The following is a 23908-nucleotide window of genomic DNA, read 5'->3' on the forward strand; positions in this document are numbered from 1 at the left end:
ACACACCTAATCAATCCTCTTTATTCCACAAAAAAACTTTGCTCTTTAATCCAAAAACAGATAACTTTAATTACACATAAACTTATCATCATGGATCCTAAATTAATCAACTGGGCTGCCGTTGTGGTGGCCGCTCTCTCCTCATTTTTAGTAGGCGGTATCTGGTATTCGCCTGTACTGTTTGCCAAAGCCTGGGTGGCCGATAACAAACTTGATGAGGCCGACTTAAAAGCCGGCAATAAGCTCAAAATATTCGGAATGACCGCCATTTTTTCGCTTATTATGGCGGCAAACCTTGCTGCCTTTTTAGCCGATGCAAAAACCGACCTGGCCTGGGGTACAACAGCTGGCGCACTTGCCGGCATCTGGACATTTAGCGCCATTGCCACCATGAGCCTTTTTGAACTTAAAAGCTGGCGCCTGATATTTATTAATGGCGGATACAGTTTGGTATCCCTAACGCTGATGGGCGCTATTCTGGGGGCCTGGAGATAAGGGGAGAAAACTCTATACCCTATGATGATCGGCCCGCCAGGTTTGGATGGCTTTTTTAATCTCGTCGGGTTTAAGGTTATCTGCCAGTGTTTTTTCAACAAGCGGCACCATTTCCTCATCGGCTGCAAAACGCAGCGCGGCTATCTGGCCTATACTAAGGTTTCTGCTTAATGGCTGGCGCGTAAGTATAAAGTAACGCAGGCTTTCTTCGGCACGTATGGCCCTATCTTGCGCTTTTAACGGAAAAGTGCGCATCATAATAAAAACAAAAAGCAAACAGATAAACAGCAGCAATATCAGTAGCGAGGTCATTAGTCCGCTGGTGCCCCATTGCAATACTACATTTACCATGGCTGATATAATTCCGACTAAAAGTAAAAGGGTCAATACATAATGATAACCTGGCGCCAAACGCCTGTGATTGGTAAAATTCTGATCGGTCATGAAGGTTGATTTTTTATGGAAAGATAGCTTTTTAGTAGCAAGAAATTAGTATCAAGTATCAAGACCTCATCTGCTAAATAAGCATAAACAAATCTACAATCAAAATCTTGATACTTGATACTCGCTACTTGATACTAAACCAAACAATACCGCAGTATTTGAGTTCAACTTATAATCAATATTAACAATATGGCTACAACAACAAGTTCATTTGAAAAAACTTTCATTTTAGGCGGCGATTTCAAAATAAACCGCCTGGGATATGGCGCCATGCGCATTACCGGCCAGGGTATTTGGGGGCCGCCCAACGATAAAAAAGAGTGCATTCGTGTGTTGAAACGCGCTGTTGAACTGGGCGTAAATTTTATTGATACTGCCGATAGCTATGGCCCCTTTGTGTCAGAGGAGTTGATTGCCGAAGCGCTTGTACCCTACCCCGCCGACCTGGTTATTGGAACAAAAGGGGGCTTGTTACGTACCGGCCCAAACGAATGGCCAATTGATTCGTCGCCCGCGCATTTAAACCAGGCCCTTGAAGGAAGCCTCAAACGCCTTAAACTGCAAAGGATTGACCTGTACCAATTGCATCGCATTGACCCGAAAGTGCCGGCCGAAAAATCATTTGAGGTATTGCAAAAGGCACAACAGGATGGCAAAATTAAACATATCGGCTTATCTGAAGTGAGTGTGCAGGATATAAAACTGGCACAACAGTTTTTCGAAGTTGTATCGGTACAAAATATGTACAGTGTTGACAACCGCAAATGGGAAGCCGAACTCGAATATACCCGCGAGCATAACATTGCATTTATCCCCTGGTTCCCGCTTGGCGGCGGTAACGTAAAAGGCGAAGAGGTACTAAAACGCGTGGCCGGTAAACATGGTGCCACCATCCATCAAATTGCCTTAAGCTGGTTGCTGCACCATTCGCCAAATATACTGCTGATACCGGGTACCTCGAGCGTTAAACACCTGGAAGAAAATATGAAAACAGCCGATATTCAACTATCAGAAGACGATATGGACGTGCTGAACAGTCTTGGCCAATTGTAATTAATTTGCTATTTAAGGCTAAAAGCGACAGGATGTGGTTAATTTTACTGCATCCTTTTGTTTTGTATTAAAGTGATACCCTGCACATGAAAACTAAAGAAGAAATACTAAACAGCTTTTACACCACCGGCGCCGATGGCGTGTCCGAAATATCAGCTCCCGATTTACTGAAAGCCATGGAAGCTTATAAACAGCAAAGCCTTGCAGACGCATTCAATGCCGCCCGCAAGCTTAAGGATGAATTTGCCCCAACGCCCAATTACCAGTTTAAAAACCTGGAAGATTATATAAAAAGCACCGAAATTAAAGTTGTTAAAAACGATAAAGACGAATTAAGCGAACAAATAGCTTTAGTTGCCGATAGCGTACTTCCTAATTTTTTACCTGATGACCCCACCGTAACCGAGTTTGCCTTTGATTTTAATATGATGGGCATTGGCTATACCGCATTTTACACCAAAGATGCCGAAGGCTATTGGCAAATGGTCCGCTGGAGAGTGGGAAGGGAATAGTTCTTAGTATCAAGTAGTAAGTATCAAGATTTTCACGTTCAGATGAAGCTATTTAAATTAGCTGCGCGTTGCAGCAGTCTTACTACTTGATACTTACTACTTGATACTCCCTAAATAACCGCCACTTTAATAGGTTTCACATCTACAGATTCCCAAACGCTTTGGGTAACATAGGGCTCGGCCAGTTTCCAGGCATTTAATTCTTCTTCCGATTCAAATTGCAGCATCATTACCGAACCTATCATATTACCTTCTTCGTTTAAAAAGGCCGCGGCAGCAATAAAATTGCCATTGGCTTTAAGCGCCTTAACCCCATCAAGATGATGCGCACGTGTATTCATACGGCGTTCAAGGGCACCTTCGTCGGTATAATCGTAGCCGGTAACCAGGTATTGTTTCATAGTTTAAAATTTGATTGTCGTAATTTAACTTATAGGGTTAATTTATGTTTTTGATAGATGTAAAGCTATAAAATTAAAAATCCAGGCGAAACTTCTATTTTCTTACCTAAAATTTGATGTTTTTTGAAATTAATTTAATTTTATAAATGTAAACTTGACAATTTTTACAATATTTGTTTTCCAATTGTAATATAAACCGAATAATGAAGAATAATCTGCACCAGGAATTTATCAACATCTTTAATAAAGAAGCCGACAACGCCTACTTCTCACCAGGACGCGTAAACCTTATCGGCGAACATATCGATTATAACGGGGGGCTGGTTATGCCCTGCGCCATCACTTTTGGCACTTACCTGTTAACATCGCCTAATGAGGATGGTGTTTTCCGTTTCAGGAGCTTAAATTTCAATGAGCAGCAAGATACCCCCTTACAGGCGTCATATAAAAAAGTTGGCGAAACCTGGTTTAATTTCCCAATTGGTGTAATCAACAGCTTTATACAGGAAGGCCATGATTTGAAAGGACTTGACATGCTTTTTTACGGCGATATCCCCATCGGTTCGGGCCTGTCGTCGTCGGCCTCTATCGAGGTGGTTACCTCTTTTGCGTTGAATGATATTTTTAACAGCGGTTACAGCAAACTTGATTTGGTTAAGCTATCTAAGTCGGTGGAGAATAACTTTATTGGTGTAAACTGCGGCATTATGGACCAGTTTGCTGTTGCCTTTGGCGAAAAAAACAAAGCCCTGATGCTAAACTGCGACACACTTGATTACGAAGCAGTTGACAGCAACCTGGGCGAATATGTGCTGGCCATTATCAATACCAACAAGCCCCGCAAACTGGCCGAATCAAAATACAATGAACGTGTAGAAGAATGCCAAACCGCTTTGAAAGCATTACAGCAGGAATTGGATATCAATTACTTATGCGATATTGATGCCGAAACCTTCGGCAAATACCAGCACCTGATTACCAATCCTACAGTACTTAAACGCGCCAAACACGTTATTGAAGAGAACGACCGGGTAAAACTCGCTGCCAAAGCATTGGCCGGCAATAACCTTGATGAATTTGGCAGGCTGATGTACGCTTCGCATGATTCATTGCGCGATTTATACGAGGTAAGCGGCATTGAACTTGATACCGTTGCCGAATACAGTAAAACCAACCCCAACGTAGCCGGTGCCCGCATGACAGGGGCAGGTTTTGGCGGCTGCGCCATAGCTTTGGTAAAAGGCGATGCCTTTGAAGACTATAGCAAAGGCGTTACCGAATACTATACCAGCAAAATAGGTTACGCACCCTCGGTATATAGCTCATTAATAGGTAATGGCGTTGGCTTGTTAAACGAAGTAGCTATTTAATTCCCTTTTTATACTTTTGTCCATGGTCTATGGACCATAGACTATGGACAAATAAAAAAATGCGTAAACTAAAGTTAGATGAGCTGAACCGGGCATCGGTTGATGAGTTTAAGGAACAGGCTAAGTTACCGGTTGCCGTAGTATTGGATAATGTGCGTAGCATGCACAATATCGGTTCCATTTTTCGTACTTCAGATGGTTTTGCGGTTGAGCAAATTTGCCTTTGCGGAATCACCGCCCAGCCGCCACACCGCGAAATTGAAAAAACCGCACTCGGCGCCACCCTGTCTGTAAACTGGACCTATTACGAAACACCGTTACAGGCTGTTGAACAATTGCGCGGCGAGGGCTACCAGATTATTGCCGTTGAGCAAGCTGAAAACAGCACCATGCTCAATGAATTCGTTCCCGATCCTGCCCAAAAGTACGCCCTCATATTTGGCAACGAGGTAAACGGCGTAAGCGACGAGGTTATGCAATCCATAGACGCCTGTATCGAAATTCCCCAGTTTGGCACCAAACACTCTTTTAATATTGTAGTATCCGCCGGCATTGTACTGTGGGACTTTTTTGCCAAGCTGGCTATTGGCTCATAGATCATGGTTCATAGTTGATGGTTCATGGTTTTCTTTTAAGTTTGTAACAATAGTTCTTTTATCTTGATACTTGATACTAACTACTTGATACCAAAAATGAGCGCCTTAACAAAAAAACTCCAGATAAAACCCAATTCACGCTGGTTGTTGCATAACGCACCTGCTAATTTTCTGGATAGCTTATTGCCGCTACCCGATGATGCCGAAATTGTTTTTAATACCGTCGGCAGTTTTAACGGGATACTTTTATTTATCATCAACAGCCAGGAATTGGCATCAGAGCTGAAAGTAATTATCCCGGTATTAAATGACGATGCTGTTTTCTGGATCATCTACCCAAAAAAAACTTCTAAAATTGCCACCGATCTGGAGATGATGAGCAGCTGGACCGAACCTGCCGTTTATGGTCTGCGCCCGGTTGCATCTGCCGCCGTAAATGAAACCTGGACTGCGTTACGTTTCCGCCCCCACGATAAGGTAAAAGTATCCGAAGGGCGAAACGATGGCATCCGTAATAATGAGCATAACGCTTATGTTGACGTTGACAACAAAGTTATTACCCTTCCGCACTATATAAAAACCACCCTTGAACAACAACCCGCGGCTATGGCCTGGTACCAACAGCTATCGTACAGCAATAAAAAAGAGTACGTGCTTTGGATACTGACCGCCAAACAGGAAAAAACCAGGAACGAACGTTTATTAAAAATGATGGACATGTTGGCAAATAAAAAGAAAAACCCGGCGGATAAATAGGTCTTTTGTTTAATTCGATTTTCCGGGCGTCACTAACTTTTATGTTGACATTTTTTGAATGTACCAACCTACTGCCCGAGCTTCCTATGAACGGGCAGCAGAATGTCTGATAATATCGGCTTAATTTAACTATTTGTCCTTAGTCGCAATAAAGCGAATGCCATCGGTATGTTCCCCGATAAGGATATTCGCCATATCCCCTGTTTTATAATAACCTGGCTTCCCTGGCATATCATCTGCTATGCTTACCCCGTTGATCTTTAAATTTTCAAATACAACATTTTTTATCCGGCGTTCATTATCGTAGCCCGCGATGACCGAAATATTGGAGTGATGTCCATTGAAATCAACATTTTTAAAATATACATTTTGTATTCCTCTGCCCGGCGAAGTATTGTAATAGTGATTAAACATTACCCTGATATTAACAAGTTGCCCTTCTCTGAAATCTTCGACCCTTATATTTTCGAATCGCAATTGGTTTAACAGGTTACTGTCTCCGGCATTCAGCGCAATACAACCCTGGTAATCTATCTGGTGCTCGTGCTGTTCCAGGACGTCAATATTCTTAAAAGTCATATTTTCAAGTGTGTCCGGCTTGTCGGTATCGCCATGAGTGCCAATCAGTATGGGGTGGGCAACATCTGCCCAAAGTGTAGCATTGGAAACTGAGATATTTTTGGTATTGCCATAATAATTCCACCTATGACCGTAAATAGCTATGCAATCGTCTGAGTTTCTCATAAAAATATCGCTGATGGCAACGTCCGAGCTGCAAAAAACATCAATACCATCGGCATTGCCTTCAAAGCTGATTGACTTAAAATTACTGATCTTCACACCTGCCGACTGGCCGATAAGTATACTATACTTATGTGGCAAAACGATGATGCCATCCACTTCAACGTTTTTTGAAAACGCTACAGTCAACTGGTCGTTACGGGAGCCCTGTACGGCCGAAGGCTCGGCTTTGCCGGCATTTTGCTTCTGAAACACGGGCAGCTGAGTTAAAATTCCACGTCCCAAAATACGAACGTTCTCGGCTTTACTGATAAGTATTTGCCCCTGTACAATAGCACCGCCTGCCAGGTAGATGGTTTGGTTTGACCGCGCCTTAAGAACACCTACCTGGTGTATCCCAGGGCCAAAATAGGTTATATTGGTGTCGGCCGGTGACGGATGGAAAGTTTCAACCGGGTTTGCGAATAACTGGAGGTTATGAAGTATATCCCCATTTATTTCAACTGAAAGATTACGGGGCTTATCCAGAAAAAAGGAGAGTGTGTTAAATTGTATCCTGGGGACTATACCAAAGCCCAATGGTCTCACCCTGGCTTGTTCAACGGCACCTTTATTGTAAGTAACAGCAACCTCTACAGTACCCGAAAAATCAAAATATGCAAAAGAGGTAGCTTGATGTTCACTTTTGGTGTTAACTATATTGGTAACTGTAGCCTTATATGTAGGCAGTGTTTTCCATTCACCTCCCTTTTGCCTTACTTTTACTATAAAATCGGTAGTTAAGGCAGCGCCAACAGGAGCTTTGTAAGTAATAAGTTGGGCATTTACACGGCTTACAATACAAAGCAACAATAAAAACAGTTTAATAATTCTTTTTTTCATTAAATATAAAAGTTAAAACTTGCGGCGTGTACCTGACACCGGGGCAGCCCTCCATTACGTCAATAATTATTGCCTTTGAAGAAGCCATAAAAGTCGCCCGAAAAAAACGGAGAGAAAGGCGGTTATGGGGTCAAATACAGGGGGTATATTTAATAAATGTTTATCCCAAACGAAAAAAATGCTTTATCTGCATGCGTTTCGATATAAAATAGCCTGAATGACAATTATTAGCTTGAAAACGCCAATCTATTTGCCCCCGTTGCCAATTTGCCCTGTCCAGCTGGTTTTGCCGTAAATAATGATTATGATCATTAATTCACCTGATGCCAGTTGGCAAAATAGCACCTGCAAATGATGACATTTGGTAAGAAAATATTAAGTCGAAAAGCTCGTAAACCGGCTAATCCCCGCAAGAGCGCAAAAACTGCACCCCATGGTAAAAGTAATGCCGGAATCCGTGAAACGGGCCATAGAGCTCATTGGTCTGTTTGTTTTAGGAACGATCGTTGTTGTTGGGAATACCATCATCATGCCCTTATTAATGGCTTTTTTTTTCAGTTTGGTACTTTTGCCTGTATTCCGGTTTTTTAAAAAAATAAGGGTACCTGAAGTGGTAGCTGTTTTTTTACCAATTTTATTATTAACCATCGTAGTGGTGTTAATCATTTGGCTGTTCTCAAGTCAACTGGGGGCCTTGTTGGATGATTTTCCGCAGATCCAACGTACCGTAGCCAAGCACCTGGATGACCTGAGTATCTGGATAAGCCGTTCATTTGGCTATTCCCCGGCAGAGCAAGTTAAATTCATTAATGAGCAGAGCAAAAAACTATTCAGTTCGTTGGGCGGCGTATTGAGTGGTGCAGCCGGATCTTTATCGGGCATCATTATATTTATAGGCTTACTGCCTATTTATATCTACTTTATCATCCTGTACCGGAACCTTTTTTTAAAGTTCCTGCTGATGTGGTTTAAAAAAGATGAATACCAAAATGTAGAAGAGATTGTACGGCAGACCGAAAAAATGATTAAAAGCTACCTGGTGGGATTGTTGATACAGATTACCTACATCATTGTTCTTTTAGGGGGCACATTGTGGCTTTTCGGTATCCGCAACGCCTTACTCATTGGTATCATCTTCGCTTTTCTAAACCTGATACCCTACCTTGGTGCATTAATTGGCAATATTTTGAGCGTACTCCTTACCCTGGCTTCATCAGAGAGCCTTTTGGATGTGCTGATCGTATTAGGAGCCATTACAGCAGTACAATTTCTGGACAATAATATCCTTATGCCGCGTATTGTGGGTTCGCAGGTAAAAATCAACCCGCTTGTTTCTATCGTTGGTATTATCGTTGGCGGTGTTATGGCGGGCTTGTCGGGGATGTTCCTGGCAATGCCGGTGCTTTCTATTTTAAAAATCATGTTTGACCGTACTGAAAATTATAAGCAATGGGGTGTACTGCTGGGCGACGAACGGCCGGTAAAAAGCGAGCTGCAAATTTAGTGTACCATTTTTTGGATAGCTTTATGAACCTGAAAAATAGCTAACGGCAACAGGCTAACACATATAGCGGTCAGCCACACTTTAAAAGGAAGTACAGAAAGCCCTAAAACCAACCGCAGGCCAGGCACAGCATAAACCATCAGGATAAGGCCGCTGCAGAGCAAAATAGCAATCCATACCCATTTGTTCCTCGTGATCTCATTATTCAAAAAGCCGGAACCTTTCGATGACATGTTGAACACATGAAATAACTGGGCGAAGGTAAGAGTAATAAACGCTACATTATTGCAGGTACTATCATCGCTGTGCAGCACTTTACTGGCATAAACAACCGCAAGGATAACCGTGGAGGCGACGACAGCTGCGTATAGCGCTATAACCCGCCATTTTTTGTTGGTGATGATATCTTTTTGGGGATCGCGCGGGGGCCGTAGCATTACGGTAGTATCGCCCGTACCCAAACCCAGTGCAAGTGCAGGGAAGATGTCGGTCACCATATTTAAGAAAAGGATCTGTAGCGGCAATAAGGTAGCTGCGGGAGTGATAACACCTAAAATAGTAACTATAAATATCTCGCTCAGGTTACAGGACACCAGGTATACCACAAACTTTTGTATGTTTTGAAATATCTCGCGGCCGTGTGCAACTGCCCGGGCTATGGAAGTGAACGAATCGTCTTTCAATATGATACTGGCTGTTTCTTTAGCCACCTGTGTTCCCCGCTGGCCCATGGCAATACTTACATCTGCTTTTTTTAACGCTGGCGCATCGTTTACACCATCACCTGTCATGGCAACTACAAATCCGGCCTGTTGGAAGACCTCCGCTATTTCCAATTTTTGCCTGGGGGAAGTGCGTGCAAAAACAGCAGTGCCCAATACCCGATGTCTCCATGCTTTAGTCAGGAAAGCATTTTCAGGCAGTTCTTTTCCGGTGATTACGTCTTTGCTGTTACCATCAATCAAACCTACCTTACGGGCAATGTTTAATGCGGTTTGCGGATGATCACCTGTAATCATCACCACTTTAATTCCTGCATTTCTACAAGCCAGGATTGCTCCTTTGATGTCTATCCGGGGCGGGTCAATAAAACCAGCCATACCAATATAAATCAGATCATTCAAATAGTTATGCCTGGTAAGCGCATCGTCCAGCCGGTAGGCAAATGCCAACACCCGCAGGCCGCTGGCAGCCATCTTCTCAGATTTTAAAAGTATGGCATTACGGGATTCGTTGTCAAGAGCCTTGAAGAATGCCCCCGATTGTATTTGGCTGCATTTTTCTAACAGCCGTTCAACCGAACCTTTAGCCGCGGCAAAATATCCGGACGGCGTTTGGTGCAGGGTGCACATCATCATAATTTCCGAGTTAAATGGCACCTCGCCAATCCGTACGTATTGCTTAATTAATTCGTCGGTATCTAACCCCGTAGCTATGGCTATCTGCATTAATGCCACTTCCACGGGATCCCCTGTCGTTTCATCAGCGTTATTGCACAAAATCCCAGCTAATAAGAGTTTATCCAAGTTTTCGGCGCTCAACTTGATAGTGCCACCCGGAAATTTCAGGAGGTTATTTTCGATATGAACCTTAACACTTTCCTCCGGAAACGCAAACGTATCCACATGTATCTTGTTTTCTGTCAGGGTGCCGGTCTTGTCCGTCAGGATCACCCCGGTACTGCCCAGCGTTTCTACGGCGGATATTTTCTTTACAATGGCATTTCGCCTGGCCATCAGCAACATGCCGTATGCCAAGGCAACAGTCGCTACAATTGGCAAGCCCTCAGGTATCGCAGCAACAGCCAGCGCAATGGAGGTTTCTATAATAGTCAGGAAAGCATTGCCTTGTATAAACCCTGTTACCGCAAAAATAACGGTCATGGTCAGGGTAATCCAGATTAGTTTCCGGCTTAACTTGTTCAGCTTTTTATCCAGCGGGGTAATCGTTTCGGCCGAACTTTCAACCAAAGCGGTAATTACACCTAACTGTGTATTTGCGCCTATCCCAGTAATCACCATTTTCCCGTTTCCGTTCATTACAGAAGTGCCTTTAAAAACCATGTTTCGCTGGTCACCAATACTGCTATCTTCCTTTAGCCGTTCTGTTATTTTATCAGACGGAAGTGATTCACCGGTTAGCGGGGATTCATCGCATTGTAGCCTGCTTACAGCAACCAGGCGTCCATCTGCAGGGACCATATCTCCAGCCTCAAGCAAAACCAGGTCGCCGGGCACCAGCTCATCAGCCGGAATCGGCCTGGCTTCGCCGTTGCGAATCACTTTGGCCCGTATCACTTCCATTTTTTTCAGGGCGTTCATTGAACTGCGTGCCTGCATTTCCATAAAAAAACCAATCATGGCGTTAATGATGATAACCACCAGGATAGACATGGTTTCTAACCGGTCTTTAAAGTACAGCGAAACGGCTGCGCCAAAAACCAGAAGATAAACAATGGGGCTCCTGAACTGGGCCAGCAATATCAACCATCGGCTTTTTAGTTTTTGCGTTTGGTAAGCATTGGGGCCATAGGCTTTACGGCGTTTCGTGGCCTCATGTTCAGAAATCCCTGTATTGCTATTTGTTTGAGCCAACCCGACCACCTCCGTTGCCGTTAAAGAAAAGGGATGATCTATTGGGTATTTCATTTACTTTCTTCGCTTTTATTGAAAGTAAGTAAGGGGATTTTGCCGTAAAAAGAATATTCTTCAGCATTGGATGGAAAGAATAATTTCTCAAACATTGACCTTGACTGATGGGTAAATAATACAAGGAGTGATGGTTTGCTGGCCTTGATGGCCTGGTCCATATCTTCCAGCAAAGCATGGTTGATGTCTCTTTTGGGGGTTAACAAACTCACTGGATAGGAAGCTTTTTTTTGTAGCGTGGCTTCCGCAAGTTCCTTATCAAACGCAAATTCATAGGGGTATGAAATATGCATCATGGCTACGCTGGCCCCAAGGGGCTTCGCAAAATCAACTACCTTTTTCAATTCGTTTTCGTAATCGGTCATATCCGATGCATAAAGAATGTGTTTTAATTCTTTTAAATGATAAGAACTTGGTATGCACAAAACAGGTACTGCAGAACTGCTAATCAGTTTGGCGGTATGTGTACCGAATATTTTAGTTAGCGTGCCTGCGCCGCGGGTACTGATGCATACATAGTCACAACTATGCTTACTGGCATAATCCCTGATCCCATCCACCACATCAACGTTGGATACCAGGGCCAATTGGTAAGTGATTTCGGGCTCTTCTATCGCCTTATAAATTTCGACAATAAATGAGGATAGTTCTTCAATCGTTTTTTCTCTGAATTGCACAATATATTGATCAAAGGCTTCCGCTGTCCATTTGAAAGGTTTTAAAAGATGGTAAACATGCAGAATAACTAATTCAGCCTGGCGTTGTTTGGCCAGCTTAATAGCAAAGCGAATTGCCGCTTTTGAATTAGCGGATTGGTCGGTAGTCACGAGTATCTTTTCCATGAGTTTTGGGGTTAGTGGTGAGCTATAAACAAGGGCGCTTCTATTTCTTTTATAAGTTTGTCGGCCATACTGGATTTAAACCAGCGGGAAACACCTCCGCGCTGATAGGCCCCTAACACAACAAGGGTATGTTTATTACGGCTTTTAAGAAAGGTGGTCAGCTCTTCCTCAGGGTTACCGTTCAACAAGGCATAGCTTGCCGCCGGATAATGACAGGCAATAAATTCCTTAACCAAAGCTTCATCAGGAAGTTCGGCCACATCGCCGTCATCGGCTACCGAAACCACTTCAATTGGCTTACTGCGCAGCCAGGGCATCATATAGTTGAACATCTTTATTGCATATACAGCCGGCGGCTTGCCATCATAAAGCAGCACTACTTTTTCAATCTCCTGGTAATCCCGGGGTGTAATAAAGACCGGGCATTGCGTTGCTGCAAGCAGCTCCCGGATAAAATGTGTAGGAGGCTGGACACGCACATGGCTGAACGTTTCTTCTACGTTAATTAGCAGCAGGTCGCTATAAATACTTTCTTTAAGTACTTCCTGTAAAGAAAAACCTTGATCGCGATGTATGGCATAGCTGATATGTGCTTTTTTGCAGGCCTGTTCAAAGATTCCGACCGATTTATCCCGGGTAGCTTTATCCTTTTCCAAAAGATGTTTAATTTTCACTTCAGACAGCCCGCTGCTCCCGATGAGGTCATCCAGCTGGTAACTGTTATACAGCAATGACTCCAGGAATACACCAGAGAGAAGCGCCCTGCTGCTTTCGGCCAGTTTTATAGCGTAAGCCAGCGTACTATCCGCGAATTTTAATCCATCAAATACTGCGCTTATTTTTTTCATGATTTTGGAATTAATGCAGATGTGTGTTACTTAATTTTATTAAACCACAGGATGGGCAATAAAAACCGGCAGGTTGTTGATTTTGATCAGCAGGTCGGCCGTACTGGCTTTAAACAACCTTGATAACCAATTGCGGCCAAAGGCACCCATGACCAGGCAGGCACTACTCTGCCGCAGTGTATAATCAAACAGCTCATCTTCCGGTTTACCGCGAAGGTCTTTAAAATCGATACGGTGGTAATGTTCTTTCAGGTATTCGTACAGTTTTTCTTTCTGATCCTCGCTGAATACGGCATCCTTGTTCGCTTGCAATACAGTGATTTCGGCGTCTTTTAATTCGGGGAATAAATAAGTGAATTGCTTAATCGCAAATACCGATGACGCATTTCCATCATAGGCGAACAGGATCTTATTGACCGGTTCGGCATGGTGCGGAGCGATCATAACCGGGCATTCAGACTTGGCCAGCAACTCCTTTACTAAACCGGCAGGCACCTCAAGCGGCGAGGATGCAAACAATCCAGGCGGGGTAATAATAATGTCTGCATATCGGCTCTCGCCTATCAGTTCCGCATCAGGAACACCCTGATCGCGGTGTATCTGGCAGTCAACACCCTGTTCTTCGCAGTACCTTTTAAATGCGCTAATATTTTCGGCAACAGCCCGGCCCTTAAATTCTGTTTCAGGTACGTTGCCCGTGTCAATGGTTTCCACAAACACGCTGCCGTAGGCAAATTTTACCCCTGGAACATTTTCTGTGGGTAAATCTTCCAGGAAAACTCCTGTTAGCCGGGAGCCGGTTAGCCGTGCCAGGTAACATGCAAAGGCGGTACTTTGCTGCTCTGTTTTTTCTGCGCCGAGTGCGATCATGATCTTTTTCATATCTTCTATATTTAAGAGGCAGCTTTCGCGAACGTTGTTCACGAAAGCTGTTTGATTGTTTGGTTTCCGTTAAGGGTTAAATGAATTTTCCTTCTCCATTCAATTTTACTTTCATGCGCTTATCGCCGTTTTGCAGCAGCAGCTTAAAGGTTTTATCTGCTTTCTCTTTCTGGTCAAAATAATGAACCTGGTAAACGTCCTCCGAAATATGCCAGTTAGGGAACCGTTGGGTAACGGCGTCCTTTACTGCAGCGGGCAGCTTGGTGTTCTTGAATTTTTCCGCGGTACGAAGCAGCTTGCCATTTTTATCGTAGGCAGCCAGAATCTTTCCATCGGGGATAAAAAAAGATATATAATATCCGTCATAATCATCGTCGTAAAATTCCGACTTTTTTACATCGTAAGCCGCCGCTTTAAACTCCAGCATCCTCACAGGTTGCGCCATTTCGCGGTTATCAGTTGCATTCAGGTATTTATAAGTTGATGCGATGATCTTCACTTCGGGGAGGATAACTTGCGCGAATGACCGCACGGCAGCGCCGGTTAAGAGCGTTGCCAGTATAAGTGCTATTTTAAATCGTTTCATGATCTTTAATTTAATGGTGAATTAAAATGCATATTCAGGCTCTTCAACGGTCAGTTTGTTTTCAACGTGATAAACGCCGGGTGCCGCCCAGGCTACATCTTCCGCATCTTCGCTTTCGGCAAATGAGCGCACTTTACCTGTCAAAACAACCTTGTTGCCAATTGTGCTAACGTTTACTTTGCTGGCATCAACAGTGGCGTTTCTGCGAAAGGCAGCCATGATTTTTTGTTCCATGTCAAATGCGTTTAACTTCGGTTTAATCGTGATCAGGTTAATTACCGAACGCACGCCGGAAAGGGATTGAATGGCCTTTTTTGCATTCACCCGCTGATATTCCCACTCCAGTTCACCTTCCAGCGTTACTATGCCATCTTCTACCTTTATTTTAATTTTTTCCTCCGGAACGGCAGAATGCCATTTAAGGGTGTTAAAAACCGCCTCGGCAATCTCCGCATCTGTTTTACCGGCGCCGGGCGATACGCCAATCCGGATATCTTCGGCTATCGCCTTAACACCGGCTACTTTTTTTGCCGCTCTTTCGGCATCTAATTTTTTGGCGTAGGAATCCAGGGTCCCTGACAGGGTCACTATGCCGTTCTTAACGGCAACGCCAATTTCTGATGAATTTAAAAATGGCTGCCATTTCAGTTCATCCATCACGTCTTTTTGAATTTGAATATCTGTTTTCATAACTTCAATAATTAATAAAAGATGTAAATCATAAAGTCAAATAACGACTAAACCAGTGGTAAAGAACATGATGACGGTCAGTATCGGGTATGATCCTGGTCACGTTGGTTGCTTTAAAGCCGAACCTACTTGCCGAGGCTGATAAGGAACCGGAATAACAGGGATAGCTTCCTACCACAGGAACTTTGCTCCAGAAAACTCAAACAATAATTTGAGAAATTGTCCTCGTCGCACCGACGAAAAATATACAGAGGAGCACTCATTTACCGGGATTTGCTCAAAAATGCTGATATTATACCTTGTTTCAGTGTGATTTGTGCTTTTACCGTAGTTGACGGCTTTCCTGTCGTTATCAGTATTAACGATAACCGGGCACACTTCTGCAAAAAGATTGCATCCGGTGCAATCCTAAGCATAAATCTGCAAGGTATGAGGCGTATCAGGGAAAGCTCTGGCATTGATACAGGTCGACTAAAACTTTCGGGCAGCACAACCGGAGGAATAGCCAAAGCAATTAACAAATTGAAAATTTAATATCTAATACACCAGCCCGCCTCGTTGGAATGACAAAAAAGCCATGGAACTATTCCACGGCTTTAGTAAATGATCGAAAAAAATGCGGGATTTTTCTTACACTATGCCCTTTAGCAATCCACCTTCGGCTCTGACAGCAGCGCCATTGGTTGCCGAGGCCAGCGGACTGGCCAGGTAGGTAACCATGTTTGCTACTTCGCTGGTATTAAGAAACCGTTGAATGATAGATGTAGGCCGTACCGTTTTGAAGAAATCGGCTTCCACCTCAGCTATGGTCTTGTTTTGATCCTTCGCCAGGTTTTCAATAAAGTCACCTACTCCTTCTGACATGGTGGGGCCGGGTAACACAGAGTTAACTGTAACCTCGGTGCCTTTGGTCAATTCAGCCAGACCGCGGGCTATAGCCAACTGGGCGGTTTTGGTCATACCGTAATGGATCATTTCTTCCGGGATCTGTACAGCTGATTCGCTTGAAATAAAGATGATCCTTCCCCAGCCGACAGCTAACATTTTAGGAAAATAGGCACGGGATAAACGGATGCCGCTCATGACATTAATCTCATAAAAGCGCAGCCAGTCTTCGTCGGTAATGTCAACAAATGCTTTCGGTTCAAAGATGGCCACATTATTAATCAGGATGTCTACCTGTGGTAATTGACTAATCAAATTGTTAATAGATTCGAGGCTCTTAAAATCAGCAGTTATGCCGCTTACCTTATCATTGGCGCTTTCGGTTTTAATTTGTGCTACTGCTTTATCCACCCGTTCTGTAGTGCGACCATTGACAATAACTTCGGCGCCTTCCTTAGCTAATTGAAGAGCAATGGCATAGCCTATACCGGCGGTAGAGCCAGTGACCAGCGCTTTTTTGTTTTGTAACTTCAGGTCCATAATATTTAAAAATTAATGCGATATAAAACTAATATTGTTATTTACTTGAGAAAACAAAAGCCAGATGTACCCGGCCTATGCTCCTTACCATGCTCAACATCGTTGAATTGGGTTGAACCTTCTTATTATACGCCCGTATTGTGATAACTGCTCCCTGTTTAACAGCTACATAAGGCCAATTGTTGATGCCCGGACTTAATAATTACTTCATTAAAAATGCTAGCAGGTCTTTTTGAACCTGCGGTGTGTTTTCCTGCACAACCCAGTGTCCCGAATCTTTGATGACAGATTCCTGCACGTTAGTAGCCACCAAGCTGATGTGTGTTGCCAGGAATGCTCCGGCAAAATGATCTGAACCCATAGCCAGCACAGGCATCGGCAGTTTTTTCTTGGCAAATTCAACATTGTCTTTGCCGTCCTGGTTAAAATACCCAAACCAATGGAATGCACCGGTGGTAGCGCCGGGTACAGAATAAGCCCTGATAAATTCAGCAGTCTCTCCCTTGGTAAAAGCGTTTTTTTGAAAACCTACAACGGGCCAGAAGTCGGTAAAAAATACGCGGACTTTACCGGAAACCAATTCTCCCGCATGCGGCTGTGCAAAAAAACCAAACCACCAGGCCTGGGCTTTAACCTGGCTCCAAACAGGCTCAATGCCGGGTAACAATGCATCCATCAAAACCAGTTTTTTTACATCACCTGGATACTGGGCTGCATAAGCATAAGCCACCATCAATCCGATGTCATGACCGGCGAGGTTAATACGCTGATAGCCCAATTTTTTCATCAGTTCATGCATATCCACTGCCATATTCTTTTTATCGTAACCACCGGCTGGCTTACCCGATTCACCAACGCCGCGCATATCGGGTGCGATAACGGTATAGTGTTTTGATAACTCGGGCAGCAGCCTGTTCCACATATACCAGTTTTGGCCAAAGCCGTGTATCAGCAGCAAAGGCTCACCCTTTCCGCCAATCACGTAATGGATCTTCACATTGTTTACGGTCGCATACTGATGCTTAAAATTTGACGGAGGGTTAGCCGGAGTAACCGCCGCGAAAACATTGGCAATTAAAGCCGAGAACAGCAGGGTAACCAATAGCTGTTTCATTGTTGTTCTGATTTTCATAGTTTTATTGTTTTTGATATGGAATTATGATTATTTATTCTTGTTATTGCTAATGTCTTTATAGGCATTAGGGAGGTTGAAATTGTAGTGCAGCCAATTGAACAACACATAACCTTTATCGAACTCTTTCATCGGCACCGCCGTTTTGGTTTGTTCCAGGCTCAAGCCTTTGTCAACCGCCGCTTCTACTTCGCTTTTTAATTTTTCGACGTAATCAATCGTATATTTAATACCGGCTTTATTGGTAATGCGGCCATGGCCGGGAATAATAATGGCATCGTCAGGTAAAAAGTCGTATACTTTTTTGAGGTTAACGACAGGCTCCAAAAAGACACCATCGAATAACCAGGGGATAGCAGGACTTTCAGCGATGAAGGGGTTACCGGCCCAGAATATCTTTTGATTGGGCATCCACACAAACAAATCGGCCTGAGACTGCGCAGGGCTAATGTTCAGAAGTTCAACAATCTTGCCACCGCCCATATCTACCTTAAGATCACTGTTCTTCGGGATCACGATATCCGCCGTCCGGAAAATAGTATTTTCAATTTCCCTACCGGTGCCGAAAAGCCCGACCATAAATGTTTTAATGCCATCATAGTTTTTTGAAAGGTTATTCCTGGCAAATTCATTTTGAATGATGCGGGTAGAAGGAGGAAGTAAGTAATTACTGAAACAATGATCGCCATGATCGCTGGTGTTAACCGCATAGATAATGGGCTTATCCGTCACCAATCGGATGAGTTTCACTTCCTGGTCGTAAAGCCGCTTAGTCATCATCACCTCGATCAGCAGCACTCCTTTATCTCCGACGATAAAACCACCTGTAGTAGCCTGAGGAATACCTTTAGTTGTTTCTGTTTCTGCAGTAGTCGGGATGATAGCGTAAATATCCGTTGCCACTTTGTGCAGGCCGAGGGTGACTTTATTGGCGTCCCAGATAGGCACCACGGGCGGCATTTGGGCAAAAACGCTGCTGCTGAGCACCAGGCAGGCCGTTAACAATCTGATAAATGTTGTTTTCATATTGATTTGAACTTGGTTTTTATCTTTGGTAAGCTCCGTAATAATTAATTGGCGACCAATCTGGAATTGCGCGCGCTATTGGTGGGCATCGCGCGGCATATTTACCAGCAGCGTATACTATGTTGCCGTTAACAATGGTTATCAGCGACGAAATATGCTTTACCTTTTCTGGAGTTGCACTAAAATAATCGTCAGAAAGAATGACCATATCGGCATACATACCTTTCACAAGTTTGCCTTTAACGTCCTGCTCACCCGAGCACCATGCGCTGCCTGAGGTATAAAGTTTTAGGGCAGTGAACTTATCCAGCACCTGGTCTTTTGGCCAAAACTGCATACCTCCAATGGTTTTACCGGTTAGCAACCAATGCAAGGCCATCCATGGGTTATAGGTTGAAATACGAGGCGCGTCGGTGCCCATACCCACAGGAATGCCCATGGCCAGCATTTTTTTGATGGGTGGCAACTGGGTTTTAGGCTGTCCGTACATTTTGTTATATAGTTCGCCCTGATAATACATGCGGAACTGTACGGCTATCCCCCCGCCCAACGCTTTTACACGGGCCAGTTCAGTATCAGTGATGGTTTCGGCATGGTCAAAGAACCAGCGCAGGCCATTAAAAGGCGTGTCTTTATTCACTTTTTCAAACACGTTCAGCATGCGGTCAATGGATTCGCCGTAGGTGGCATGCAGGCGAAACGGCCAGCGGTTTTTAACCAATAACCGGATAACCGGCTCCAGGTCGCTTTCCATTTCCGGGGCCAGTATTATGCGCGGTTCCAGAAAGTTCTCAAAGTCGGCACCCGAGGCGATGAGGTTTTCACCGGCTCCTTCCATCGCATAGCCATTGGCCATAAGGATATGATCATTCTTATTTGGATAAGTTTGCCCTATCCATTTTTCGTAATCGGCTAATTCCTTACCTTTTTGTTGCGCAAATAAATAATAGGCGGTGCGTACAGTTAGCTTCCCGGCCTTGGCCAGCGCTAATGAGGCATGGTAATCGGCATCATAATTTTGTGATCCGCCGGCGGCGTCTACAACACTGGTGATACCGAAGCTGTTAATCTCGCGGTAAAAATGTTCAGAACTGTTAACTCGTTCTTCGGGCGTAAGTTTGCCGGTGAGTGCCAGCGTGCGGTAAATAGCCATCGGGGTTTCTTTAGCATACAACAAACCGGTGGGGTTGCCTTGTTCATCAAGCTCAATCAAACTGCCGGGATAGTCGGTATGTTTGTCGTAACCCAGCGTCTCAATACCCTTTTTATTCAAGAAAGCCTTGCCGTAGAGGTAAGTAATGAACACAGGCTTGTCAGGAACTGCGGCATTTATCTCATCGATGGTTGGCTGCCTTTTTTCGGCAAACTGGAATTCATTCCAGCCGCCAACCACTTTCACCCAGGCCCCGGGCGGTGTCCTTGCGGCTTGCTCCTTCAGCATTTCCATGGCGCGTTTAAGCGTTTTAACGCCGTCCCATCGCAGCTCCATATTAAAGTTCAGGCCTTCCCTGATTGCATGCATATGACTGTCATTCAGTCCCGGAATAACGGTTTTGCCGGCAGCATTAACCAGCTTAGTTGAATTACTTTTATAGGTTTTAAAGATAGCCTGGGTGCTGCCTGTCGCCAGGATTAAGCCATTTTTTACAGCAATCGCTTGTTTAAATTCGCCCGGGCGGGCCATCGTCGCTATTTTTCCGTTGTAAACTATCAGGTCGGCTTTTTGCTGAGCTGCGGCTGTTAGCAACGTTACCAGGAACAATAAGGTTAGTAATTTTTTCATGGTCTTATTTTTTTGTTAACCAGTTTAAAATATATTCTGCTATCTCCTGCCAGCCCGGCTGGCCCAACACAAAATGGTTTCGCCCGGGGAATTCCTTGTAATCGGCCACAGACTGGGCATGGCTGTATTTTTTATAGTTTGTATAGTTGAGCGAGGCCGGAATGAAATTGTCTTGGCTACCAGAGAGAAAAAGGAGTGGTGCGTGCGGCTTTGCAAAATCCACCTTAGCAGCAGGCGTTGTGGCATCGCGCACCAGCAGCTTCGACTCCGGCACCAATAGTTTGTAATAAGCATCCTTTTGCACTTCGTAAGGCATACCATTTGTGAAAGCATATTGCCATTCGGGGAAAGACATCAGGTAGGTTTTGCGGGTATCGGTAAAAAAACCCAGCGCGGGCCAGCCGGCTTTATAAAAGGAGAACCTGAAAGTAAATATGCCCTGCGGCTGAAGCGAATGAATGGCGATACCCGCTGCTGCCAGCCCGTTTTGCAACAATAACTGGGTGATAAGGCCGCCCATAGAGTGGCCGATCAGGATGGGTTTTTCCGGCAGTGACTTCACAAAGTCCCTGAAATAAGAGGTCAGCTTATCCAGGCGCTGGCTGGCAACATCGGCATCAGGGTGTAGCTGGCGCAATGTGCAGGCGGGGGCATCTTTGTATGGCCAGGCCGGTGCAAATGTTTCATAGCCTCGTTCTTCAAAATAGCTTTTCCATTCGGCCCAGCAATCACTACTTACAAAGGCGCCGGTAATAAATACCACGGTTTTTGAATTAATTTTTTTCATAACTGGTTCAGATTTATTGCACTACCGGGTTGACAAAAAAACCATCGTTGATGGGGATTTTTGTACCGGTGATAAAAGAAGATTTACGGGAGTTTAGATCTCGGTGGCGTGATTTGTAACCGGTTACCGCTAACGCTGATGCTACCTTGTTAATCGTCGACGAATTTCTGCCGGTAACTAAAACGGTTGCATCTTTTGCTTTAAATAGTTTTGCCGTAGCATAACCCATGCCGCTGTCCGCGCCGGCGACGATGGCTATTTTTTGGTTTAACGTGTTCATAATTTATGATATTTGTTATGAACCACCTGGTGCAATCCAAAAGCCACTTATCTAACACTCTAAAAATCAATAACTTATTTTCTACCGATATATCTCATTGGCGGTATGTCGTTAAAATGGCCAAGTTTTGCAACGAAATAAGGTAACACAATCCATTTTGCCGTTAGTAGGTTTGCCGGCTATCATCATATGTTAATTGGTTAGTCCTAATATTCTGTTGGTAATTAACAACCCACGATAGCCAACCTGGGTATCAATGGTATGGATATATTGACAGGAACCGGTAAGCGTGTCATAACTACAATCAATCAAACTGACGCGCAGGTTGTTGATGGCAAAGTTCTCACCGTTTTGGGCGCATTGTACCTCGCCGCTTTTTAATGGTAAAAAATCGTCGGTGTATCCAATTTGATGGAGGCGGATCACCCAGTTGGTTAGGGATGAGTTCAATTTTTTAAGAGAGTGCTTTTTCATGTCGTAATTATTTCCTTTATCAATGACAAGCGCTATTCCACCTATTTAAATAACTAAAAATCAAATACTTATAACATTACAACTACCAATAAAAAAACGACATGTCGCAATTTCCGTCCCCTCTTAACGATATGTAGTTAAATTAACTGATAACCTGATGGTTATCTGCTAACTCAATATTGCCTTGGGCAACAACGCTATTTCGTAGAAAAACCGGACAGACTCCGAAATAAAGCGATAACCCCCGCAGCGTCAAAACACAAACAATTGATTTTTAAATAATTACCAACAAGGCACTACTATTGATTCTTTAGTGAACAATGAATAACAAAAATTAGCTATTTCTAAACTCATCGCTCAAACCGCCCCTATATCCCTACACCTATGAAAGCCATTGCTGCCCTATTTTTCAGTATAGTTTCCTGCACCTGCCTGGCGCAGGAAACTTCCTTTAAACAATTGCGATACGATGAAAATTACACGTATCTCGCAAAAGACACATCAGCCAATTGGTACAACCGGTTAAAATTCCAGTCTGTATCTCAAGATAAAGCTGCTTACCTCAGTTTCGGTGGCGAGGTACGCTACCAATATTTTCATTTTGACAACCAGGACTGGGGAGCCGCACCAGCGGATAAAGACGGCTTCATTTTAACCCGGTACCTGGGGCATCTGGATTTTCATGCCGGCAAGCACTTTCGTACGTTTGTGCAGCTACAAAGCAGTTTGGCCAGCGGCGAGGCAGAAAAACCGTCGCCGGTAGATCAAAACCTGCTTGATCTGCACCAGGCCTTTGTTGATGTGATGACTAAGGGCTTAACGCTTAGACTTGGCAGGCAGGAATTATCCTACGGATCGCAGCGCCTGGTAGCGGTACGCGAAGCGCCAAATAACAGGCAGGCATTTGATGCAGCTAAACTGATGTATGGCAGCAAAAATCTCAAACTCGATGTATTTTACTCGTACTATGTGCCTGCCAAACCAAATATATTTGATGATGGCTTTAACAACGGAACGCAGTTTTGGGGCGCTTACGGGGCCTTTACCCAAATACCTGTAGTCAAAAATTTCGACATTTATTACCTCGGCATCCATAAAAAGGCGGCTACGTTTGATGACGGCAAAGGTGCCGAAACCCGCCACTCCATAGGTACACGAATATGGAGAACTACACCTTACTGGCAATATGACCTGGAAGGCCTTTATCAGTTTGGTAATTTTGCAACTGGCGCTATTTCGGCATGGACCCTATCAGCAAATATTTCGCACACATTTTATCAAACCAAGCTAAAGCCACAAATAGGGTTAAAAACGGAAGCTATCAGCGGGGATAAAAATTATGGCGACGGCAGGTTAAATACGTTCAATCCATTATTTCCCAAAGGCGCTTATTTTGGTCTTGCAGCATTGATCGGGCCCTACAACTTACTGGATGCTCACCCATACTTTCAGGTTAACCTGACTAAAAAATTGGTATTTTCGGCAGATTACGATTTATTTTGGCGCATGAACCGTAATGACGGGCTTTATGCGGTAAATGGCAAGGTCATCTATAGCGGTAAAGCAGGTAGTTCAAAGCAGATAGGCCGCCAGCTTGGGGGCGCGCTGGAATATACCATAAACAAATACCTGTATTTACGGCAGGAAATAACATGGTTTAGCGCCGGCGACTTCCTGAAAGAAGCCGGGCCCGGTAAAGATATTTTAATGGCGGGCAGCACCATTACGCTGAAATTTTGAGCCGGTAATAT

The 23908-nt window shown here is 44.1% G+C and carries 24 protein-coding genes; 8 read left to right on the forward strand and 16 right to left on the reverse strand.

The genetic code is table 11. The features are described from left to right. The first annotated feature begins 90 nt into the window (after positions 1-90). Complete coding sequence (locus PQ469_RS17700) at positions 91-495, forward strand: DUF1761 domain-containing protein (protein ID WP_274208860.1); 405 nt, start codon at positions 91-93, stop codon at positions 493-495. Positions 496-507: 12 nt separating this feature from the next. Here PQ469_RS17700 and PQ469_RS17705 read toward each other — a convergent pair whose 3' ends face one another. Further along, positions 508-939 (reverse strand): DUF6526 family protein, encoded by a 432-nt coding sequence (locus PQ469_RS17705; RefSeq protein WP_274208861.1) that lies wholly within the window; start codon positions 937-939, stop codon positions 508-510. A gap of 189 nt (positions 940-1128) precedes the next feature. Here PQ469_RS17705 and PQ469_RS17710 point away from each other — a divergent pair, with 189 nt between their 5' ends. After that, positions 1129-1992 (forward strand): aldo/keto reductase, encoded by an 864-nt coding sequence (locus tag PQ469_RS17710; RefSeq protein ID WP_274208862.1) that lies wholly within the window; start codon positions 1129-1131, stop codon positions 1990-1992. An 86-nt stretch (positions 1993-2078) separates the two neighbouring features. Next, on the forward strand, positions 2079-2504 hold the full coding sequence (locus PQ469_RS17715) for a hypothetical protein (protein ID WP_274208863.1): 426 nt from the start codon (positions 2079-2081) through the stop codon (positions 2502-2504). Positions 2505-2614: 110 nt separating this feature from the next. Here the strand turns inward: PQ469_RS17715 and PQ469_RS17720 are convergent, their stop codons facing one another. Next, on the reverse strand, positions 2615-2905 hold the full coding sequence (locus PQ469_RS17720; protein ID WP_090645992.1) for a YciI family protein: 291 nt from the start codon (positions 2903-2905) through the stop codon (positions 2615-2617). Positions 2906-3108: 203 nt separating this feature from the next. On the opposite strand from PQ469_RS17720, the gene PQ469_RS17725 reads away from it, so the two are divergent. From PQ469_RS17725 to PQ469_RS17735, 3 genes are all read left to right on the forward strand, one after another. Next, a complete protein-coding gene (locus tag PQ469_RS17725; RefSeq protein ID WP_274208864.1) occupies positions 3109-4275 on the forward strand; it encodes a galactokinase in 1167 nt (388 codons plus the stop codon). A 59-nt stretch (positions 4276-4334) separates the two neighbouring features. Then, positions 4335-4871 (forward strand): RNA methyltransferase, encoded by a 537-nt coding sequence (locus tag PQ469_RS17730; RefSeq protein WP_274208865.1) that lies wholly within the window; start codon positions 4335-4337, stop codon positions 4869-4871. 96 nt (positions 4872-4967) lie between these two features. Next, positions 4968-5627 (forward strand): YdeI/OmpD-associated family protein, encoded by a 660-nt coding sequence (locus tag PQ469_RS17735; RefSeq protein WP_274208866.1) that lies wholly within the window; start codon positions 4968-4970, stop codon positions 5625-5627. A 129-nt stretch (positions 5628-5756) separates the two neighbouring features. Here the strand turns inward: PQ469_RS17735 and PQ469_RS17740 are convergent, their stop codons facing one another. After that, the gene (locus PQ469_RS17740; RefSeq protein ID WP_274208867.1) at positions 5757-7250 is read right to left on the reverse strand and encodes a glycosyl hydrolase family 28 protein; all 1494 of its coding nucleotides are present in this window, start codon (positions 7248-7250) and stop codon (positions 5757-5759) included. 433 nt (positions 7251-7683) lie between these two features. On the opposite strand from PQ469_RS17740, the gene PQ469_RS17745 reads away from it, so the two are divergent. Continuing rightward, on the forward strand, positions 7684-8754 hold the full coding sequence (locus PQ469_RS17745; RefSeq protein ID WP_274208868.1) for an AI-2E family transporter: 1071 nt from the start codon (positions 7684-7686) through the stop codon (positions 8752-8754). Here PQ469_RS17745 and PQ469_RS17750 read toward each other — a convergent pair. The 13 genes from PQ469_RS17750 to PQ469_RS17810 all read right to left on the reverse strand — a co-directional run bounded on the left by PQ469_RS17750 (position 8751) and on the right by PQ469_RS17810 (position 22157). Beyond that, positions 8751-11402, reverse strand: a complete 2652-nt coding sequence (locus tag PQ469_RS17750) for a cation-translocating P-type ATPase (protein ID WP_274208869.1) — start codon at positions 11400-11402, stop codon at positions 8751-8753. The two genes, PQ469_RS17745 and PQ469_RS17750, sit on opposite strands and share 4 nt — an antisense overlap. After that, the gene (locus PQ469_RS17755; RefSeq protein ID WP_274208870.1) at positions 11399-12244 is read right to left on the reverse strand and encodes a universal stress protein; all 846 of its coding nucleotides are present in this window, start codon (positions 12242-12244) and stop codon (positions 11399-11401) included. Before PQ469_RS17755 ends, PQ469_RS17750 begins: the two co-directional genes overlap by 4 nt. An 11-nt stretch (positions 12245-12255) precedes the next feature. Next, a complete protein-coding gene (locus PQ469_RS17760) occupies positions 12256-13092 on the reverse strand; it encodes a universal stress protein (RefSeq protein ID WP_274208871.1) in 837 nt (278 codons plus the stop codon). 39 nt (positions 13093-13131) lie between these two features. Beyond that, on the reverse strand, positions 13132-13974 hold the full coding sequence (locus PQ469_RS17765) for a universal stress protein (RefSeq protein WP_274208872.1): 843 nt from the start codon (positions 13972-13974) through the stop codon (positions 13132-13134). Between the two features lie 76 nt (positions 13975-14050). After that, the gene (locus tag PQ469_RS17770; RefSeq protein WP_090645954.1) at positions 14051-14560 is read right to left on the reverse strand and encodes a nicotinate-nucleotide adenylyltransferase; all 510 of its coding nucleotides are present in this window, start codon (positions 14558-14560) and stop codon (positions 14051-14053) included. 21 nt (positions 14561-14581) lie between these two features. Beyond that, complete coding sequence (locus tag PQ469_RS17775) at positions 14582-15250, reverse strand: BON domain-containing protein (RefSeq protein ID WP_274208873.1); 669 nt, start codon at positions 15248-15250, stop codon at positions 14582-14584. A 630-nt stretch (positions 15251-15880) separates the two neighbouring features. After that, positions 15881-16675: an SDR family NAD(P)-dependent oxidoreductase gene (locus PQ469_RS17780; protein WP_274208874.1), complete on the reverse strand. Its 795-nt coding sequence runs from the start codon at positions 16673-16675 to the stop codon at positions 15881-15883. Between the two features lie 202 nt (positions 16676-16877). Beyond that, complete coding sequence (locus tag PQ469_RS17785; protein WP_274208875.1) at positions 16878-17807, reverse strand: alpha/beta fold hydrolase; 930 nt, start codon at positions 17805-17807, stop codon at positions 16878-16880. 30 nt (positions 17808-17837) lie between these two features. After that, entirely contained in the window at positions 17838-18833 is a 996-nt protein-coding gene (locus tag PQ469_RS17790) for an MBL fold metallo-hydrolase (protein ID WP_274208876.1), read from the reverse strand. Positions 18834-18852: 19 nt separating this feature from the next. Continuing rightward, positions 18853-20616 (reverse strand): amidohydrolase, encoded by a 1764-nt coding sequence (locus tag PQ469_RS17795; protein WP_274208877.1) that lies wholly within the window; start codon positions 20614-20616, stop codon positions 18853-18855. 4 nt (positions 20617-20620) lie between these two features. Then, complete coding sequence (locus PQ469_RS17800; RefSeq protein ID WP_274208878.1) at positions 20621-21403, reverse strand: alpha/beta hydrolase; 783 nt, start codon at positions 21401-21403, stop codon at positions 20621-20623. Between the two features lie 13 nt (positions 21404-21416). Continuing rightward, positions 21417-21683 carry an SDR family NAD(P)-dependent oxidoreductase gene (locus PQ469_RS17805; RefSeq protein WP_274208879.1) on the reverse strand — a complete coding sequence of 89 codons (267 nt, stop codon included), beginning with the start codon at positions 21681-21683 and terminating at the stop codon, positions 21417-21419. 192 nt (positions 21684-21875) lie between these two features. Further along, positions 21876-22157 (reverse strand): hypothetical protein, encoded by a 282-nt coding sequence (locus tag PQ469_RS17810; protein WP_274208880.1) that lies wholly within the window; start codon positions 22155-22157, stop codon positions 21876-21878. Between the two features lie 384 nt (positions 22158-22541). Between PQ469_RS17810 and PQ469_RS17815 the strand changes: the two genes are divergently transcribed. Next, entirely contained in the window at positions 22542-23897 is a 1356-nt protein-coding gene (locus PQ469_RS17815; RefSeq protein ID WP_274208881.1) for an alginate export family protein, read from the forward strand. Positions 23898-23908: the final 11 nt, after the last annotated feature.

It is taken from the genome of Mucilaginibacter sp. KACC 22773, from assembly GCF_028736215.1.
Taxonomy (GTDB): domain Bacteria; phylum Bacteroidota; class Bacteroidia; order Sphingobacteriales; family Sphingobacteriaceae; genus Mucilaginibacter.